This window comes from Plantactinospora sp. B5E13, from assembly GCF_039871775.1.
Classification (GTDB): domain Bacteria; phylum Actinomycetota; class Actinomycetes; order Mycobacteriales; family Micromonosporaceae; genus Plantactinospora.
On sequence record NZ_JBDPLT010000013.1, the window covers coordinates 1 to 17,893 of the forward strand.

Here is a 17,893-nt window from a genome sequence, read left to right on the forward strand (position 1 = left end):
CCCCGGGGCGGGGGGCGTCCGACGTCAGCGGGTCACCCTGGTCGGCGGCGGGTAGACGGATCCGTCCTGCGGGTCGAGCAGCAGCAGCCCGTGCTCACCGGCCAGCCGTTCGATGTCGAGCAGGACCTGGTCCGGGCAGGACTCGTCGAGGTTCATCTCCACGTGGTCCGGGGCGACGTGCAGCGGCGTCACCGCCCAGGGCGTCCGGGGGCCCGGCCGGTCCGGATAGCCGGCGGTCACCGCGCGGTAGAACGACAAGATCCTTGGCTCCGGGGCGCCGGCCACGTGGACGCCCTGCCGGCACCGGTTGTGGGCCGCCCGGACGTCCGCCGCCGAGGCGCCGTGCCGGAGGGCCCAAACGCTCAGATCAAAAGTCACGGTGGTACAGCGTGCCATCCCGGTGTCGGGTCGTTGCCGCATACCCGGCCGACACGCGGAACGGTGGCTCTTGCGGGGACTCACGTCCGGTCGATAGCGTATTGACGCGGATACCCGGCGAGTTCCTGGGCGTGGACTCGTCTTCGGGTGATGAGGCGTCGCGCCGGCCGGGTAGCCAGCACCCCCGTGTGCGCGAGCCACGCGCACTCGTCGCTGATCGGCCCCCGCGATCGTTGCCGAGACCGCGGGGGCCGATCGCGTCCGCCGGGGCGACCATCAGCCGGTGCGACCGGCGTCCGGGCAATCGTCGGCCGGTGCGACCGGCGTCCGGTCGCGCGCATGATTCACCCGGTCGCGGGGCATCCGGTGCCCGTCGGTCCCGGGTGGACGGTGGACGGTGGACGGTCAGCGTGGGGCGGCGAAGAGCACCCGGTAGCCGTCGCGGGTCGGAAACCAGTCGAGTCCGGCCTGGCCGGCGGCGTAGAGTGCGGTGGCGTACCCGTCGGCGACGGTCAGGTCGGGGCCGGTCACGGTCGCCGCGGCCAGACGGTTCGCCGGCTCACCCGTGTGCGGGTCGACCACGTGGTCACGCCGGCCGGCGACGCCGGAGGTGCCGACCGCACCCGAGGTGAGTTCCAGCAGCATCGGTGGGCGGGCGCCGTCGGTCGGGTGGTGCACCGCGATCCGCCACGGTCCGCCGTGCGGCGCGTGTCCCCGTACCGTGAGGTCGGCTCCGCTGACCACGGCGTAGTTCCCGACACCGGCGGCGCGCAACCGGGCCGCCGCCCGTTCGACCGCCCAGCCGCCCAGCAGCCCACCGGGGTCGAAGCCGCCGGGGACCGCCCAGGCGTCGAACCAGCCGTCGGTCGCGGCCCGCATCGCCGCGCAGCGCGCCACGATGTCGGCCAACGGCGGGTACGCCTCGGCGGAGACCTCACCCCGGCGGAGCCGGGAGACCAGGCTCGCCGGCCGGGCCGGACTGTAGGTGAGGTCGATCGCCCGCAGTTCGGCGACCGCGTCCTGGAGTGCGTCACTGATCTCCCGCCGGTCGACCACACCGGCGCCGTTCAGGATCATCGTGTACTCACCGATCGAGGTCTGCACGGTGTGCCGGGCCACCACCCGGTCGGTCAGCGTCGCGCCGGGTCGTTCGTGGCGTCGGCCGACCCCGAGCCGTAGGTCCGGCCGGCCGCGCCCGCCGAGCGGGGCCGGAAGACCGTTACGGCGGCGTTGGTCACGGCCGCGTCCACCACCGCCCGGGACCCGCATGTTCGCCCCCTGGAACCGCATCTTCCCCCCTGGATACCAGCTCGGCCGGCCCCCTGGCGGTCCTGCGTCGACCGGCCCCGCCGGGCCCCTGCGGCTCACCATAGGCAGCGAAGATGGTTGCCCCATGAGTGCTTCCTGAGAAGGTCCTGTGCGCAGGAATTCTCAGAATGTGAGAGCGTCGTACCGGGAGCCGGGACGGTACCTTAACGTTCCCTAGACACGTACGAGGCAGCGAAGGAGCTGGACAGTGGCGGTGGCCCGGATCGCGGTGGTGGCTGGTGACGGCATCGGGCCGGAGGTGGTCGCGCAGGCCCGCAAGGTGATCGACGCGGTGCTGCCCGGCGTCGAGGCCACCGAATACGACCTCGGCGCGGCGCGTTACCACCGGACCGGCGAGGTGCTGCCCGACTCCGTACTCGCCGAACTCGCGGAGCACGACGCGATCCTGCTCGGCGCGGTCGGCGACCCCACGGTGCCGCCGGGCGTCCTGGAGCGCGGCCTGCTGCTCAAGCTCCGCTTCGACTTCGACCAGTACGTCAACCTCCGGCCCGCCCGACTCTGGCCGGGCACCACCGGCCCGCTGGCGAGCGTGAAGCCGGGTGAGATCGACCTGGTGGTGGTCCGGGAGGGCACCGAGGGGCTCTACGCCGGCGCCGGCGGCACCCTGCACCGGGACACCCCCGCCGAGGTCGCCACCGAGGAGAGCCTGAACACCCGGCACGGCGTCGAGCGGGTGATCCGGGACGCCTTCGCCCGCGCCGCCCGCCGGGAACGCCGCAAGGTCACCCTGGTGCACAAGACGAACGTGCTGGCCAACGCCGGTTCGCTCTGGTCCCGGACGTTCGCCGCGGTCGCCGCCGAGCACCCGGACATCGAGACCGAGTACCAGCACGTCGACGCCGCCGCGATGTTCCTGGTCACCCAGCCCCAGCGGTACGACGTGGTGGTCACCGACAACCTGTTCGGCGACATCCTCACCGACATCGCCGCCGCGGTCACCGGCGGGATCGGTCTGGCCGCCAGCGGCAGCATCAACCCGGAACGGACCCGCCCGTCGATGTTCGAGCCGGTGCACGGCTCCGCCCCGGACATCGCCGGCCAGGGCGTGGCCGACCCGGCCGCGGCGGTGCTCTCCGCCGCGCTGCTCCTCGACCACCTCGGCCACCCCGAGGAGGCCCGTCGAGTAACCGAGGCGGTCGCCGCCGAACTGGCGTCCCGTACCCCGGGCACGCCGCGGCGTACCGCCGACATCGGAGACCGGCTCGCCGCGCACGCGTCGGCCTGACCCGTCACCCACGTCCGGGCCGAGCCGGCGTACCCGTCGTCCGGCCCGAGCCGGCGGGTGTCGACGGCCCTCGGCCGGCACCGCAAACCGCCGTTCGCTGACGGATCTGGGTGAACGTGCGCCTGGTGCGGGGTGGCCGGACGACCAGAGGGTCGAGGTGAACGACCGTTCGGGGTAAGTTTCAGGCACAATTCCACTCCGGCACGCCAGCCCGGGTGCCCGGATTCCTTCCTTGGAGGTCAACGCGATGAGCGGTGGTGACAAGCTCGACTTCGAGATCCGTCCGAATCCTCAGCCGGTAGCCGCCGCCGAGCGCGAGGCGCTCATGGCCAATCCGGGATTCGGCCGGGTCTTCACCGACCACATGGTCACGATCCGGTACGCCGACGGAAAGGGCTGGTACGACGCCCGGGTGGAGGCGCGGGCGCCGATCCCGATGGACCCGGCGAGCGCGGTACTGCACTACGCCCAGGAGATCTTCGAGGGGTTAAAGGCGTACCACGCCGTCGACGGCGGGGTGACGATGTTCCGGCCGGACGCCAACGCCGCCCGGTTCGCCGAGTCGGCCCGCCGGATGGCCATGCCGGCCCTGCCGGAGCAGGCGTTCCTCGACTCGCTGCGGCACCTGATCGAGATCGACCGGGCCTGGCTGCCCACCTCCGACGAGGGCAGCCTCTACCTGCGGCCGTTCATGTTCGCCAACGAGGTCTTCCTCGGGGTGCGCCCGGCCCGGGAGTACCTCTACGCGGTGATCGCCTCGCCGGTCGGGTCGTACTTCTCCGGCGGGGTGAAGCCGGTGGCGGTCTGGGTGTCGCCGACGTACACCCGGGCGGCGCCGGGCGGCACCGGCGCGGCGAAGTGCGGCGGTAACTACGCCGCGTCGCTGGCTGCCCAGGCCGAGGGGGCCGAACACGGCTGTGAGCAGGTCGTCTTCCTCGACGCCGTCCAGCGGCGGTACGTCGACGAGCTGGGCGGCATGAACATCTTCTTCGTCTACGACGACGGCACGCTTGTCACACCGCCGCTCGGCGGCACGATCCTGCCCGGCATCACCCGGGACGCCCTGATCACCCTGGCGCAGCAGCAGGGACGGGCCGTGGTCGAGCGGCCGGTGGCGTTCGACGAGTGGCGGGCCGACGCGGCCAGCGGACGGCTCCGGGAGGTTTTCGCCTGCGGCACCGCCGCCGTGATCACCCCGATCGGCCAGGTGCGGTTCCCGGACGGCGAGTTCACCATGGCCGACGGCAACCCGGGCGAGGTCACCATGGGCCTGCGCCAGCAGCTGCTGGACATCCAGCGTGGGCGGGCCGAGGACGTCAACGGCTGGATCCACCACATCGCCTGACCGGCGCCGACTCCCGGTGGCCCGCGGTCCGGCCCGACGACCGGACGGCGGGCCACCGGCCTGCGGCGGGGTGGTCGTTCAGCCACGGCGGGTCACCGGTTTGTGGCGCGCGCCTGTCGTGGGTGGGCGAGAGGTCAGCTGAGCAGGTGGGCGCGGAGCGCGTCGATCCGCTCCGGGGCGAGGCCGGCGCCGGTCAGATACCGCGCGACCGAGCCGTGCCGTTCGCGTAGTTCGGTGAGGAAGATCTGGATGGCCTCGGCCGGGCAGGCCAGGAACGGTGCCGGCACCGGGGTCCCCTCGGGCAGCGTGGTGGCGACCCACCTGCTGAACCGGGCCGAGGCCTCGGCGCTGAGCGCGTAGTCCGCCGCGATCTGCTCGTCGGCCACCCCGAGCAGGGAGAGGGTCAGGGCGCAGACCACGCCGGTGCGGTCCTTGCCAGCCACGCAGTGCACCAGCACCGGGGCGGCGTCGGCGTCGGCGATCACCCCGACCGCGTCGGCCAGCCCGGCGGCTCCGGTCTCGGCCAGGTCCCGGTACCGGTCGGCCAGGTAGCGGGCCAGCCCGAGTTCCTCGACGTACGCGGTCTCCTCCCAGAGCGCGTGCTCGGGGTGGATGTGCCGGTAGACCAGGCCCGGATGGTCCGGCACCCGACCGTCGCGGTGCACCTCGGAGGGGCGTCGCAGGTCGAGCACGGTACGGACACCGAGGGCGCGGAACGCCGTACGGTCGAGGTCGTCCAGCCGGTGGAGCGAGTCGGAGCGGTACAACCGCCCTCGGTGGACCGTACGACCGTCGTCCCCGGGGACACCACCGACGTCCCGGAAGTTGAAGAGCGTGCTGAAGGAAGCCGTAGGTGGTGCCGGTGCCACGTCCACGCCGATCACCCTAGCGCGGTCGGCAAGGGGCCCTGCCGATCCGGAGAACGGACCGGCAGGGCCCCGCTGCTTCGTACCGTCAGAGCGCGCGGCCCGGCGGGATCGTCCAGCCGGTGGCGCCGTACGTGCCGCCGTAGTAGCTACCGATCTTGTCCCGGTACGTCGGGTCCTCGTGACCGGTGTCGTCGAACTCCGGAGCGGCCTTGATCTGGTCCTTGCTCCGGTCGACGTACACCTTCCGGTCGTCGTGGTCGACGTGGTTCACCACGCCGGCCGGCAGCATGACCTTCTTGCCGAAGATCCACGGGCCGGTGTCGACGACGAGGTAGCTGGCATCCACCTCGTGGCTGGCGCTGTCGATCTTGCCGATGCCGCCGTCGGTCGCCTCGACCTTGTAGCCGACCAGGTCGGCGCCGGTCACCCCGGCATCGTCCCGGTAACGCCACGGGTCGAACTCGCCCGACGGCGCGCCGCCCAGGACCGCTCCGCCCGGGTCGGGCGCCAACGGATCCGTCGCGTACCGCTGCTCGGTCGGGTACTGCTGCGGGGGCTGCTCGGTCGGGTACTGCTGCGGGGTCGACTGAGGATCGAGCCTGTCCATGGGCAGTCACTCCTCTTCTCGACTGTTCGAGGTTGTTCTCCCTGTCCCGGAAGGTCGTACCCAGTCGGCTTGATCGACACACCACCGGTTCCGACACCACGGTCGGTCCCGGCATGTGGATTTTCCCTCCCAGATACTCGACAAGGTGGCAGAGTACGTTGCGTGACCTGCTCCGCACTCATTATTGGCAGCTAGCGCGCCGGCATCCTTCTCCGCCGAGCGCGCAGACCTCCCGCATCCGCGGGGGGTCATTTTGTTTGTCGGGCCGAACACGGTCCGCCGGGCGCAACGGTGCCCGCCGGACCGGAGGCGGGTTCGCGCCGGGGGCGACGGAGCAGGGGCTGCGCCACATCCGAAGGGAATCAGATGACGTACCAGGTCTACGACACGACGCTGCGGGACGGGGCGCAGCGTGAGGGGATCAGCTACTCGGTCGTCGACAAGCTGGCGGTGGCCCGGCTGCTCGACGAGTTCGGAGTCGGCTTCATCGAGGGCGGCTGGCCGGGGGCGATGCCGAAGGACACCGAGTTCTTCCGGCGGGCCCGTACCGAACTCGACCTGAAGCACGCCATCCTGGTCGCCTTCGGCGCGACCCGTAAGGCCGGCCTCGACGTCGCCGCCGATCCGCAGGTACGCGCACTGCTCGACGCCGAGACCCCGGCGGTCTGCCTGGTCGCCAAGTCCGACCTCCGGCACGTCGAACGGGCGTTGCGGACCACCGCCGGGGAGAACCTGGCGATGGTCCGGGACAGCGTGAAGCACTTCGCCGCCGAGGGACGCCGGGTCTTCATCGACTGTGAGCACTTCTTCGACGGGTTCCGCCATGATCCGTCGTACACCTCGGCGGTGGTCGAGACGGCGCTGGAGGCCGGCGCGGAGGTCGTGGTCCTCTGCGACACCAACGGCGGGATGCTGCCGTCCCAGGTGACGGCGGCGATCGGCGACCTGACCGAGCGGCTCGGCGTCCCACCGGCCCGGCTCGGCATCCACACCCAGAACGACACCGGCTGCGCGGTGGCCAACACGATCGCCGCGGTCGAGGCCGGGGTACGCCACTTCCAGGGCACCGCCAACGGCTACGGCGAACGGCCCGGCAACGCCGACCTCTTCGCGGTGGTCGGCAACCTGCAACTCAAGCTCGGGCTGCCTGTCCTACCGGACGGCTGCCTGGAACAGATGGTGCGCGTCTCGCACGCCATCGCAGAGATCGCGAACATCGCCCCCGACACCCACCAGGCCTACGTCGGGGCCGCCGCCTTCGCCCACAAGGCGGGGCTGCACGCGAGTGCGATCAAGGTGGATCCGCTGCTCTACAACCACGTGGACCCCGCGGTGGTGGGGAACGACATGCGGATCCTGGTGACGGAGATGGCCGGCCGGGCCAGCATCGAGCTGAAGAGCCGCGAGCTGGGACTGGATCTGGCCGGCCATCCCGACGCCGCCGCCCGGGTGACGAAGCGGGTGAAGGAACTGGAGGCCGGTGGTTGGTCGTTCGAGGCCGCTGACGCCTCGTTCGAACTGCTGGTCCGTAGCGAGCTGCCCGGGCAGGGCCCGGTCCGGCCGTTCGCGCTGGAGTCGTACCGGGTGCTGGTCGAGCACCGGGAGGACGGCGCGGTGGTCTCGGAGGCGACCGTCAAACTCCGGGTACGCGGCGAGCGGGTGATCGCCACGGCGGAGGGGAACGGCCCGGTCAACGCCCTGGACGAGGCGCTGCGGGTGGCGCTGCTCCGGCACTATCCGGAACTGCGCGGGTTCGAGCTCGCCGACTACAAGGTGCGGATCCTGGAGGGGAGCCACGGCACCGGGGCGATCACCCGGGTCCTGGTGGAGACGGCCGACAACGGGGGCCGGGACTGGACCACCGTCGGCGTACACCCGAACGTGGTGGAGGCGAGCTGGCACGCCCTGGTCGACGCCCTCACCTACGGTGTCGCCCGGACGGTCGCGGAGGTGTAGGCGGCAGGCGGCCCTGTGGACGGCCCCGTTCCCGGTTTTCGGCCGGTGAACGGGGCCGTTTTCCCGTACCGCTCGGGAACGCGAACGAAAAGTGAGATCCGAACCGAGATTCGCATTTTTGACGCTTGTCCGTCGCCTGTTGTCATCGGTTTCTCGGGCCCCTCGACCGGGTGATACCGCTATTGACCTGCGGGTTTGCTGAATGCTATGTTCCCTCATGGTTGTTGAGTGGCCACTCTGAGTAGTAACCGCTGGTAAATGTGATGACGGTCGGCGCCGATCGTACGTTCTCCAGCGGCCCTATCCCTGCACCGATCATTCAACTCAGTGCTCGCCAGTCCGACGGAAGACAACGTGGCCAAACCCTGTCGAATCACGGGGGAAAAGCTGCTGTCAATTTCGACCGGACTGGGCGTGAGCGTGCCGGAGCGGTCACAGGACAACGCCGTCGCAGGCAAGACCATCACCATTTCGGTCACAAGGAAAGAGATGACGTCATGGCCAAGAAGTTCGGGCGCAAGTCCATCCTGCTCGTCGTCGGAGCACTTGCGCTGACCCTCGTGGGCGGCAGCATCGCGGTCGCCGCACCGGGCGGCGGCGTCGATCCGTCCGCCGTCCGGGTCAACGGCAAGGTGGTCCAGCAGCCACCGGTCACCCAGGCCGACATCGACGCGGCGAAGGCCGCGGCGGCGAAGGCCGGCACCCAGGCGTCGAGCGCGCAGCTCTTCGCGGTGGTCAGCGCCAACGGCGGTCTGGTCCGCGGCAGCCAGGCCGTCTCGGTCACCCTGGTCGGCCTGGGGCAGTACCAGGTGGTCTTCAACACGCCGGTGGACACCGGCGCGTTCGTCGCCACCATCGGGCTGACCGGCAGCGTCGGGGTCTCGCCCTCCGGCCTGATCTCCGTGGTCGGCCGGACCAACCTGGCCCAGGGGGTCTTCGTGCAGACCTGGAACGCCGCCAACCAGCCGGCGAACCGGAGCTTCCACCTCGCGGTGTTCCTTCCCTGACCCTGGTTGACCACCGCCGGCCTCCGCGTCCGCCACGACGCGGAGGCCGGCGGCCGCAGGGAAGAGGCCCTATCGTGTCGCCGGAGCGGTGGCCGACGGCCCGGAAGAGCCCCTTCCGGGCCGTCGGGCGCCCCTCACCGGCCGCCAGGCGCGGGAAGGGTCAACTCGGCCAGCACCGGGCGGTGGTCCGAGCCGGGCAGCGGGAAGACGGCCACCCGTCGTACCCCGATCCGCCGGTCCACCAGCACGTGGTCGATGGTCACCGGCGGGATCAGGTCGCCGTCGTACGGGCCCCAGGTGCCGATGAGCCCGGACCCGACCGTGGCGGCGGCGTCGACGTACCCGGTGTCGAGCAGTGTCCGCAGCGGCTGGTGGTCGAGCGTGGCGTTGAAGTCCCCGGCCAGGATCCGCAGCGGCCCGTCCGGCGTCGCCGGCGGCTGCGCCGCCAGGTCGGTGCGCCACAACACAATGGTGCGCAGCGCGAAGGGCGCCATCGGGTGGACCGACTCGACCAGCACCGGTGGCCCGCCGTCCGGCCGGACTGTGCCGTACGCCTGGGTGAAGCCGCCGTGGTTGTGCCGCGTCCCGACATCGGCCAGCGGAAGCCGCGAGTAGAGCGCCGAACCGGTCGTGCCCACCTCGGGATTGACCTGCCGGTGCGGCAGCAGGTCGGCCAGGCCGAGCCGGTCCAGCGCCGCCTCCGCGCCCGGGGTGAACTCCTGCAGCGCCAGCACGTCGACCCGGTGGGTCCGGACCAGGTCGACCAGCGGTTCCGGCGCGGCGGCTCCGGCCAGCAGGTTCGCGGTCAGCACCCGCAGCCGTGGCCCGTCGGCGGCCGGTGCCCCGTCGGCCAGCGCCCGGGGCGCGACCAGGCCCAGCAGCACGATCGCACAGAGTGCCGCGACGCCCGCCGCCCACCAGCGCCGTACGGCGAGGGTCAGCCCGAGCAGCGGCAACGTCCACGCCGCCACGTACGGGGTGAAGGCCAGCAGCTGCACCAGGGGTCCCCGGTCCAGCCCGCCGACCCGGACCACCACCCAGCCGAGCGTCGGTACGACGAACAGCCAGCACAGCCCGGTCAGCCACCGGCCGCCGGGGCGCCCGGGACGGGTCGACGGTTCGGGACCGGGGTCGATCGCGAGATCCACGCTCATGTCGGCAGGCTAGCCGTCGACTGTGGAGGACCTGTGGAGAAGCCGTACGCGGACGGCGGCCGGCTCGGCCCGAGTCGGCCCGACGGCGGGCGGCCCGGGTCGGCTCGGGTCGACGGCGGGCGGCTCGGCCCGGCCCGACGGCGGGCGGTCAGGACCGGGCGAGCACCCCGGTCAGCGCGTCGTAGCGGTGGATGGTCGTCCGGTGGGGCGCGGTCGAGCCGGTCCGGCGGACCTGCACCACCAGTACGCCGAGCTTGACGTCGTCCCGGGTGGCGAACGAACGCCACGGCGTACCGTCGCGCAGGACGTCGACGCCGTCGCCGAAGTGCCCGTCCGGGGCGACGATCGAGTAACGCGGACCGTTCGGGGCGACCAGGTCCAGCCCGCCGTCCGCCCGGATGGTGAGGGTGAGGACCGGGTTGCCGGCGGCGTCGCGGATCCGGGCCGGCTCGCCCGCCCGGAACGCCTGTCGGCCCTGCCCCTGGACGTCCATGCCGTTGTAGAAGGTGCGACCCCGCTCGTCGACCCAGAGGTGCGGTACGTGTGCCCGGGGCGCGGACCGGTCCCGCCCGGGGTAGTAGGCCAGGTGCCAGTGCGGTGGATTGTCCGGGTGCAGCGGGTTGTTGGTCTCGAAGCCCATCAGGGAGAAGAAGTGTCCCCGGCGGCGGGCCTCGGCGATCAGCCCCGAATCCCGCAACACCGCCTCGGCGGCGACCATCCAGTTGACCACCGCGGCGGCCTGTGGCGCCGGCCACGGCACGTCGGCCCAGGGCCCGGCCGCCCGGTCCGGGTCGTTGTGTTCGACCCGCCAGTGCAGTCCGCTCGCCGTCGAACGGCTGAGCACACTCCACACCTGGATCGTCGCCTGGTTGGCGTCCGGGGACGACGAGACGACCGGGAGCAGGAAACCCACCCGGTGCGGATCGTCGGTGAAGCGGCGTACCGGAAGTCGGGTGTCGGTGGCGACGACCGAACCGACGTACACGTCGGGCCAGTGGACCGTGACCGGGACGCCGTGTTCGGCCCGCGGTCCCTTGACGAAGGCGGTGAACTCGGCGCGGCTCGCCACCTGGTGCCGGGCTCCGGCGACCAGGGTGTAACCGGGCGGCAGGGAGAACCGGGGGGTGCTCGGCTGGCCGGGAACCGCCCGGACGATCCGTACCCCCGCGTAGTGCGGCGCGGGACTGTTGTCCGGGGCCGCCGCGGCGGGGGTGCCGAACCGGCCGTCCCCGGCCACGCCGAACACCGCCGCGTCGACCGCCGTCGTGCCGATTCCGCCGACCAGTGCCGCGACCAGCAGTGCCGCCAGCGATCGTCGGATCCGCACCGGCGCCTCCCCGTTTCGACCGTCCCCGACCCCGGTGACGGTTTTGCCGTACCCGATTCTATTGGGACGGTCGAGGTGACCCGGTAGCTCTGTGCCGGGATGGACCGGCACCCGGGGGACCGGCCAGGTTTGTCGGGAACGAGGCCGGGAAGCCCGCACCGTGACGGACATGTCAGACACCGTGACCAGCCGCCCCAGGCCGGTCGAGAACGAGTCGGCCGGACCGGAGTTGGAGCAGGCGCTCTTCGAGGTCAAACGCGTCATCGTCGGACAGGACCGGCTGGTCGAGCGGCTCTTCACCGCGTTGCTCGCCGACGGGCACTGCCTGCTGGAGGGCGTACCGGGAGTGGCCAAGACCCTCGCCGCGCAGACCCTCGCCACCACCGTCGGCGGCAGCTTCTCCCGGATCCAGTTCACTCCGGACCTGGTGCCGTCGGACATCGTCGGCACCCGGATCTACCGGGCGTCCTCGGAGAGCTTCGACGTCGAACTCGGGCCCGTGATGGCGAACCTGGTCCTCGCCGACGAGATCAACCGGGCGCCGGCGAAGGTACAGTCCGCGCTGCTGGAGGCGATGGCCGAGCGGCAGGTCTCCATCGGCGGGCGCAGCTATCCGGTCCCGGAACCGTTCCTCGTGCTGGCCACCCAGAACCCGATCGAGTCGGAGGGGGTCTACCAGCTTCCCGAGGCGCAACGTGACCGGTTCCTGATGAAGGTGCTTGTCGACTATCCGAACGACGTCGACGAACTCGCCATCCTCTACCGGATGAGTGCGGAGCGGCCCCGGGCCCGCCAGGTCCTCGACCCGGACCGGCTGCGGGCGTTGCAGGAGCGGGCCGCCGGGGTCTTCGTCCACCACGCCCTCGCCGAGTACGTCGTCCGGCTGATCCTCGCCACCCGGGATCCCGCCCGGTTCGGCGTGCCGGACGTGGCGCCGTACCTGGCGTACGGGGCGAGTCCCCGGGCCACCCTCGGACTGGTCGCCGCCGCCCGGGCCCAGGCCCTGCTCCGCGGCCGGGACTACGTGCTCCCCGACGACGTACGGGAACTGGCCCCGGACGTCATCTCGCACCGACTGGTCCTCTCCTTCGACGCGGTCGCCGACGGGGTGCCCGCCGACTTCGTGGTACGTCGACTCGTCGACGCCGTGCCCCCACCCCGGATCGCGCCGAGCCGGGGCGAGCCGCACCGGGCCAACCTGGCGGTCGCGTGATCCGCCGACTCCACCGCGCCGGTCGGCGTACGGCACCCGCACCCCCGGCCGACGGTCGGAGCTGGCCGGGCCCGGGGGAGCCGACGCTGCGACAGTTGGCGCCCGAACAGCGCCTGCGCCGGCTGGAACTGCTGGTCACCCGCCGGCTCGACGGGCTGCTGCACGGCCAGTACCTGGGGTTGCTGCCCGGTCCGGGCAGCGAGTTCGCCGGCAGCCGGGAGTACCGCCCGGGTGAGGACGAGGTACGTCGGATGGACTGGGCGGTGACCGCCCGGACCACACTGCCGCACGTCAAGGAGGTCGACGCCGACCGGGAACTCTCCACCTGGCTGCTGGTCGACTCGACGCCGAGCATGGACTTCGGCACCGCCGAGCTGGAGAAGCGCGAACTCGCCGTCGCGGCGGTCGCGGCGGTCGGCTTCCTGACCGCCGGGATCGGCAACCGACTCGGCGCGTACCTGCTGGACGGGACCGGGCTGCGGCGGGTGCCGGCCCGCAGCGGCCGGGCGCACCTACTCGGCCTGCTCGGCACGCTGCTCGCCGCCCCGCGCGGCGAGGCCGGCGGTTACCCGCAGCCGCTCGCCGAGGCGGTCACCGCCCTGCACCGGGCCGCTCCGAAGCGGGGCCTGGTGGTGGTCGTCTCCGACTTCCTCGACGGCCTGCCGGACGACAGCACCGGTACGCCGGCCTGGGAGGTGCCGATCCGCCGCCTCGCCGCCCGGCACCAGGTGCTCGCGGTCGAGGTCGTCGACCCGCGCGAACTGGAGCTTCCGGACGTCGGTGTGATCACCCTGGTCGACCCGGAGACCGGGCGCCGCCGGGAGGTCGCCACCTCCGACCGGCGGCTCCGCCGACGGTTCGCCGAGGCCGCCGCCCGGCAGTCCGACCTGGTCCGGCACGCGTTGCGCCGCAGCGGCGCCGCCCACCTGCCGCTGCGTACCGACCGGGACTGGACCGCGGACATCGTCCGCCACGTCCACCTCCAGCGTCGACTCGCCGGCGCGCCCCGGGCCCCGGCCCGTCCGGCGGCGCCGAGGGGAGCGGCATGAGCGAGCGGAGCGAGGAGATGACGTGAGCGAGCGAATCGGCTGGTCGAAGGGGGAGGCATGAGCTGGGAGTCGCCGGAGCGGCTACTGCTGCTCCTCGGGGTGCTGGGGCTCGGCATCTGGTACGTCTTCCTCCAGCGGCGTCGCAGCCGGTACGCCGTACGGTTCACCAACCTGCGGTTGCTGGACCGGGTCGCTCCGGACCGGCCGAACTGGCGACGCCACCTGCCGGCGGGACTCTTCCTGGTCATGCTGGGGCTGCTCGTCGTCGGCTTCGCCCGACCGCAGGCCGACGTACGGGTGCCGAGGGAACGGGCCACCGTGATGGTGGCGGTCGACGTCTCCACCTCGATGCTCGCCACCGACGTGGACCCGGACCGGCTGGCGGCGGCGAAGGGGGCGGCCCACCGGTTCGTCGACAGTCTCCCCGACGAGTTCAACGTCGGGCTGGTCGCCTTCGCCGGCAGCGCGGCGGTGCTGGTGCCGCCGGGAACCGACCGTTCGACGCTGCACGCCGGGATCCGGCGGCTCGCCGAGGGGAGCACCGGGGTGCAGGGGACCGCGATCGGCGAGGCGATCGGCGCCTCGTTGGAGGCGATCCGGACGTTCGACGTACCGGGGGCGCAGGACCCGCCGCCGGCCCGGATCGTGCTGCTCTCCGACGGGGCGAACACCTCCGGGCGGGATCCGATGAGCGCGGCGGACGAGGCGGTGCAGGACGGCGTACCGGTGCACACCATCTCGTTCGGCACCCCGTCGGGGTACGTGGCCCGGGGCGGTCGGCCGATCCGGGTGCCGGTCGACGGCCAGACCCTGCGGGCCGTCGCCGAGCAGACCAAGGGCGGGTACCACGAGGCGGGCAGTAGCGAGGAGTTGCGGGCCGTCTACGAGGACATCGGCACCTCGGTCGGCTACCGGACCGAGAAGCAGGACATCTCCGCCCGGTTCATCGGCATCGGGCTGCTGTTCGCCCTGGCGGCCGCGGGCGGCTCGATGCTCTGGTTCTCCCGGTTGCCGTGACCACCGCCGGCGCATCCGGTGGATCCGACGAGCTGTCGAGTTGCCTGACCCGACGAGGAGCGAGCTGACGAGGAGTGAGTCATGGCAGTGCAGACCGGGCTCGGTGAACCCCGCGGCCCATGGTTCATCTCACCGGATCTCGGCCCGAACGGGCGGCCCGGCGGCGTACCCGAGGGGTCGTTCGACCCGACCAGGCCGCCGAATCGGCGGCGCTGGCTGCTCGCCGCGCTCACCGTGGTCGCCCTCGCCATCGTCTCCGGCGGGCTCGCCGGCGGCTACGTCGCCAGCCGGGAACTGCCGGGCGAGCAGACGAAGGCCCAGGCTGCCGTACCGGCCGACCTGGTCGCCGCCGCCGCGCAGGTGGTCCCGGGCGTGGTGTCGGTGATGGTGGCCGGCGGCGGGAAGTCCGCCGGCGGATCCGGCTTCGCCCTCGACGACCTGCACCACGTCGTCACCAACGACCACATCGTGGCCCGGGGTGGCGGCGGGGAGAGCGGCGGCGCGGTGATGGTGGAGACCTCGGACGGACGGCAGTTCCCGGCCCGACTCGTCGGCCGGGACTCCCGCAGCGACATCGCGGTGCTCCGGGTGCCACCGGCCGCCAACCTGACCGCACTGGTGCTGGCCAAACCGGGCACCACCCGGGTCGGCGAGCCGGTGTTGGCGGTCGGCTCCCCGCTCGGGCTGAACGGCACGGTCACCGCCGGGATCGTCAGCGCCCTGGACCGTGAGGTCCGGCTCGGCAACAACCGGCACACGGCGGTGCAGACCGACGCCTCGATCAATCCCGGCAACTCCGGCGGACCGTTGGTCAACGCCCGTGGCGAGGTGGTCGGGGTGAACACCGCGATCGCCACCATCGACGGCAGCGGGTCGATCGGGATCGGGTTCGCCATCCCGATCGAGCAGGTGCAGCACACCGCGGACACCATCATCGGCAAGGGCGGCTGAACGCCGTACGGTGACCACATGGTTGTGACCATCCGACCGGGCCTCGTCATCCCGGACGCCGAGCTGAACTGGCGGTTCTCCCGGTCCAGCGGGCCGGGCGGGCAGGGCGTGAACACCACCGACTCCCGGGCCGAGCTCTCCTTCGACGTGGCCCGGTCGGCGGTGCTGCCGGAGCGGCTGCGGACCCGCGCGGTGGAGCGGCTCGGCGACCGGCTGGTCGACGGCGTGCTGACCGTCACCGCCTCGGAGCACCGGGCCCAACTACGCAACCGGGAGGCGGCCCAGGCCCGGATGGCCGCCCTGCTGGCCGACGCGATCGCGCCACCGCCGCCGCCCCGGCGGGCGACCAAGCCGAGCCGGGGCGCGAAGGAACGGCGGCTGGCCGACAAGAAACGTCGGGGACAGATCAAGCAGATGCGTCGCGGGGACGCCGACTGACCCCGGGCGCCCTCAGCTCAGGGCGGCCAGCGCCAGGTCGACGTCGTGTTCGGTGCTGTAGAGGTGGAACGAGGCGCGGACCCGACCGGCCCGGACCGCCGCCCGGACTCCGGCGGCGGCCAGCCGCTCCGCCGCGTCCGGCACGTCGACGGTGACGATCGCACTGTCGCCGGGCGGCTGGCCGAGCCCGGTGCGGAACCGGTTCGCCAGTCGTACGTTGTGCGCGTACACCGCCGGCAGGCCGATCTCGACGAGCAGTTCCATCGCCGGTGCCGCGCCGACGAAACAGAACCAGGCGGGGGAGAGGTCGAACCGGCGGGCGTCGTCGGCGAGCCGCAGCGGCGGCCCGTAGTACGCGGCGTGCGGGTCCTGCCCGGCGTACCAGTTGGCGGCGTGCGGGATCATCCGCTCGCGGACCCGGGCGGAGAGGTAGCCGAAGGCGGCGCCGCGCGGTGCCATCAGCCACTTGTACGCGCCGACCGCGACCACGTCGGCCCGGCCCGCCTCGAACGGCAGCCAGCCGCAGGCCTGGGTGGCGTCGACCACCACCAGCGCGTCGTGCGGCTCGGCGGCGGCCAGGACGTCCGCGTACCGGGCGATCCGGCCGTCGGCGGACTGCACCAGACTGAACGCCACCAGGTCGGTGTTCCTGTCGACGGCGTCGGCGAGGTCGTCGAGGGGGACGGTCCGGACCCGTACCCCACGTCCGGTCTGGGCCAGCCAGGGGAAGAGGTTCGAGGTGAACTCGACCTCCGGCACCAGGACGGTGGCACCGGCCGGCAGGGCCGCCGCGACCGGGGCGAGCAGCTGGGAGACGGTGGCGCCGACGGTGACGTCGGTCGCCGCCACCCGGAGCAGGGCGGCGAAGGCGGCCCGGGACCGTCGGGTCGAGGCGTCCCAGCCCTCCCACGAGGTACGGCCGGCCCGCCAGTCGTCGAGCGCGTTCTGTAAGGCGTCCCAGGCCGGCCGGGGCGGTAGCCCGTAGCTCGCGGTGTTCAGCCAGCCCGGCTCCGGGTCCCAGAGGTCCTGCGCCGTCCCGAGATCCATCGGGCCAGGGTAGTTCGGGTGGTCGGGCAGGGCTTGCCCGGTCAGCCGAGGGCGCTGAGCAGGCGGGTACGCAGCAGGGCGGCCCGCTCGGCGAAGCCGCGCTGCGCGGCGGCGTACTCGGCCCGGCCTTCCGGGGTCTCGATCCGTACCGGCGGATAGCCGAGATCGGCGAGGTCGTACGGCGAGGCCCGCATGTCGAGGGTGCGGATCTGTCTCGCCAACTCGAAGCAGTCGGCGACGAGCTCCGACGGAATCAGGGGCGAGAGCTTGTAGGACCATTTGTAGAGATCCATGTTCGCGTGCAAACAGCCGGGCTGCTCGAAGGCGTGCTGGGTTTCCCGGGTCGGGACGAGCAGGTTCAGCGGCCGGGCCGGTGCGGTGAAGAACCGGTACGCGTCGAAGTGGCTGCACCGGATCCGGGCGTTCTCCACCACCTCGGCGGTCCGGTCCGGGTCCAGCCGCAGCGGCCAGGCGTTGTGCCGTACCTCCTCCTGGGTCTGCCGGTAGACCATCGCCCACTCGTGCATCCCGAAGCAGCCGAAGTGCCCGGGCCGCTGGGCGGTCCGGGTCAGCAGGGTACGGATCCACTCGACCGACTCGGCCCGCCGGGCGCGTACCGCCCCGGTGTCGAGGGTCAGCCCGGCGGGTCCGGCGGTGTAGTCGGCGCCGAACTCCGCCGGGTCGGCGTCGCGCAGCAGCACCCCGGCGCCCGGGTGCCAGCGGCGCAGCTGGGCCGGGCGGTGCGAGTAGTAGGTGAAGAGGAAGTCCTCGACGGGGTGTCGGACTCCGGCCCGGCGGCGGGCCAGGTGCGGGGTGAGCCACTCGTCGACGCGTCGTTCGTGGGCGGCCCGCCGGGCCTGCCAGTCGGCCGCGTCGAGCACGGCGGGCGTGCCGTGGGCGAGGGCGCTGGTCACCGGTCAAGGGTACGACCGGCTTCCGGCTCTCCCGGCCGGTGGGGATCCGGCTCTCCCGGCCCGGCGG

General features: G+C 72.6%; 17 protein-coding genes. 9 read left to right on the forward strand and 8 right to left on the reverse strand.

What is annotated here, in order from left to right; all coding sequences use genetic code 11:
• Positions 1–24: 24 nt before the first annotated feature.
• Positions 25–378, reverse strand: coding sequence for a hypothetical protein (locus ABGB05_RS14220; RefSeq protein WP_347653756.1), 354 nt, complete (start codon positions 376–378; stop codon positions 25–27).
• Positions 379–783: 405 nt separating this feature from the next.
• A complete protein-coding gene (locus ABGB05_RS14225) occupies positions 784–1,647 on the reverse strand; it encodes an FAD:protein FMN transferase (protein ID WP_347653903.1) in 864 nt (287 codons plus the stop codon).
• Positions 1,648–1,900: 253 nt separating this feature from the next.
• Here ABGB05_RS14225 and ABGB05_RS14230 point away from each other — a divergent pair, with 253 nt between their 5' ends.
• Both ABGB05_RS14230 and ABGB05_RS14235 read left to right on the forward strand, forming a co-directional pair.
• The gene (locus ABGB05_RS14230) at positions 1,901–2,932 is read left to right on the forward strand and encodes a 3-isopropylmalate dehydrogenase (RefSeq protein ID WP_347653904.1); all 1,032 of its coding nucleotides are present in this window, start codon (positions 1,901–1,903) and stop codon (positions 2,930–2,932) included.
• Between the two features lie 247 nt (positions 2,933–3,179).
• The gene (locus ABGB05_RS14235; protein ID WP_347653757.1) at positions 3,180–4,277 is read left to right on the forward strand and encodes a branched-chain amino acid aminotransferase; all 1,098 of its coding nucleotides are present in this window, start codon (positions 3,180–3,182) and stop codon (positions 4,275–4,277) included.
• Between the two features lie 134 nt (positions 4,278–4,411).
• Here ABGB05_RS14235 and ABGB05_RS14240 read toward each other — a convergent pair whose 3' ends face one another.
• Positions 4,412–5,152, reverse strand: a complete 741-nt coding sequence (locus ABGB05_RS14240) for a tyrosine-protein phosphatase (RefSeq protein ID WP_347653758.1) — start codon at positions 5,150–5,152, stop codon at positions 4,412–4,414.
• A 79-nt stretch (positions 5,153–5,231) separates the two neighbouring features.
• Entirely contained in the window at positions 5,232–5,657 is a 426-nt protein-coding gene (locus ABGB05_RS14245; protein WP_347653905.1) for a PRC-barrel domain-containing protein, read from the reverse strand.
• A 462-nt stretch (positions 5,658–6,119) separates the two neighbouring features.
• On the opposite strand from ABGB05_RS14245, the gene cimA reads away from it, so the two are divergent.
• Complete coding sequence (gene cimA, locus ABGB05_RS14250; RefSeq protein ID WP_347653759.1) at positions 6,120–7,709, forward strand: citramalate synthase; 1,590 nt, start codon at positions 6,120–6,122, stop codon at positions 7,707–7,709.
• 497 nt (positions 7,710–8,206) lie between these two features.
• A complete protein-coding gene (locus ABGB05_RS14255) occupies positions 8,207–8,716 on the forward strand; it encodes a hypothetical protein (protein WP_347653760.1) in 510 nt (169 codons plus the stop codon).
• A gap of 134 nt (positions 8,717–8,850) precedes the next feature.
• Here ABGB05_RS14255 and ABGB05_RS14260 read toward each other — a convergent pair whose 3' ends face one another.
• A complete protein-coding gene (locus tag ABGB05_RS14260) occupies positions 8,851–9,870 on the reverse strand; it encodes an endonuclease/exonuclease/phosphatase family protein (protein ID WP_347653761.1) in 1,020 nt (339 codons plus the stop codon).
• A gap of 148 nt (positions 9,871–10,018) precedes the next feature.
• Complete coding sequence (locus ABGB05_RS14265) at positions 10,019–11,197, reverse strand: hypothetical protein (RefSeq protein WP_347653762.1); 1,179 nt, start codon at positions 11,195–11,197, stop codon at positions 10,019–10,021.
• A gap of 160 nt (positions 11,198–11,357) precedes the next feature.
• Here ABGB05_RS14265 and ABGB05_RS14270 point away from each other — a divergent pair, with 160 nt between their 5' ends.
• The 5 genes from ABGB05_RS14270 (at position 11,358) to arfB (ending at position 15,865) form a co-directional block, all read left to right on the forward strand.
• Positions 11,358–12,410, forward strand: coding sequence for an AAA family ATPase (locus ABGB05_RS14270; protein WP_347653763.1), 1,053 nt, complete (start codon positions 11,358–11,360; stop codon positions 12,408–12,410).
• An 86-nt stretch (positions 12,411–12,496) separates the two neighbouring features.
• Positions 12,497–13,459: a DUF58 domain-containing protein gene (locus ABGB05_RS14275; RefSeq protein ID WP_347653906.1), complete on the forward strand. Its 963-nt coding sequence runs from the start codon at positions 12,497–12,499 to the stop codon at positions 13,457–13,459.
• A gap of 57 nt (positions 13,460–13,516) precedes the next feature.
• The gene (locus ABGB05_RS14280; RefSeq protein ID WP_347653764.1) at positions 13,517–14,476 is read left to right on the forward strand and encodes a VWA domain-containing protein; all 960 of its coding nucleotides are present in this window, start codon (positions 13,517–13,519) and stop codon (positions 14,474–14,476) included.
• An 81-nt stretch (positions 14,477–14,557) separates the two neighbouring features.
• Complete coding sequence (locus tag ABGB05_RS14285; RefSeq protein WP_347653765.1) at positions 14,558–15,427, forward strand: trypsin-like peptidase domain-containing protein; 870 nt, start codon at positions 14,558–14,560, stop codon at positions 15,425–15,427.
• Between the two features lie 18 nt (positions 15,428–15,445).
• On the forward strand, positions 15,446–15,865 hold the full coding sequence (gene arfB, locus ABGB05_RS14290; protein WP_347653766.1) for an alternative ribosome rescue aminoacyl-tRNA hydrolase ArfB: 420 nt from the start codon (positions 15,446–15,448) through the stop codon (positions 15,863–15,865).
• 12 nt (positions 15,866–15,877) lie between these two features.
• On the opposite strand, the gene ABGB05_RS14295 is transcribed toward arfB, so the two are convergent.
• Together ABGB05_RS14295 and ABGB05_RS14300 are read right to left on the reverse strand one after the other, a co-directional pair.
• Complete coding sequence (locus ABGB05_RS14295) at positions 15,878–16,912, reverse strand: aminotransferase class V-fold PLP-dependent enzyme (protein ID WP_347653767.1); 1,035 nt, start codon at positions 16,910–16,912, stop codon at positions 15,878–15,880.
• Positions 16,913–16,953: 41 nt separating this feature from the next.
• Positions 16,954–17,826 (reverse strand): 3-methyladenine DNA glycosylase, encoded by an 873-nt coding sequence (locus ABGB05_RS14300; RefSeq protein WP_347653768.1) that lies wholly within the window; start codon positions 17,824–17,826, stop codon positions 16,954–16,956.
• Between the last annotated feature and the right edge of the window lie 67 nt (positions 17,827–17,893).

Bases quoted from the DNA above. Each gene is read 5' to 3' on its own strand.
- ABGB05_RS14225 (WP_347653903.1), bottom strand. From the start codon at position 1,647: ATGCGGGTCCCGGGCGGTGGTGGACGCGGCCGTGACCAACGCCGCCGT.
- ABGB05_RS14235 (WP_347653757.1), top strand. From the start codon at position 3,180: ATGAGCGGTGGTGACAAGCTCGACTTCGAGATCCGTCCGAATCCTCAG.
- cimA (WP_347653759.1), top strand. From the start codon at position 6,120: ATGACGTACCAGGTCTACGACACGACGCTGCGGGACGGGGCGCAGCGT.
- ABGB05_RS14255 (WP_347653760.1), top strand. From the start codon at position 8,207: ATGGCCAAGAAGTTCGGGCGCAAGTCCATCCTGCTCGTCGTCGGAGCA.
- ABGB05_RS14260 (WP_347653761.1), bottom strand. From the start codon at position 9,870: ATGAGCGTGGATCTCGCGATCGACCCCGGTCCCGAACCGTCGACCCGT.
- ABGB05_RS14280 (WP_347653764.1), top strand. From the start codon at position 13,517: ATGAGCTGGGAGTCGCCGGAGCGGCTACTGCTGCTCCTCGGGGTGCTG.
- ABGB05_RS14285 (WP_347653765.1), top strand. From the start codon at position 14,558: ATGGCAGTGCAGACCGGGCTCGGTGAACCCCGCGGCCCATGGTTCATC.
- arfB (WP_347653766.1), top strand. From the start codon at position 15,446: ATGGTTGTGACCATCCGACCGGGCCTCGTCATCCCGGACGCCGAGCTG.
- ABGB05_RS14295 (WP_347653767.1), bottom strand. From the start codon at position 16,912: ATGGATCTCGGGACGGCGCAGGACCTCTGGGACCCGGAGCCGGGCTGG.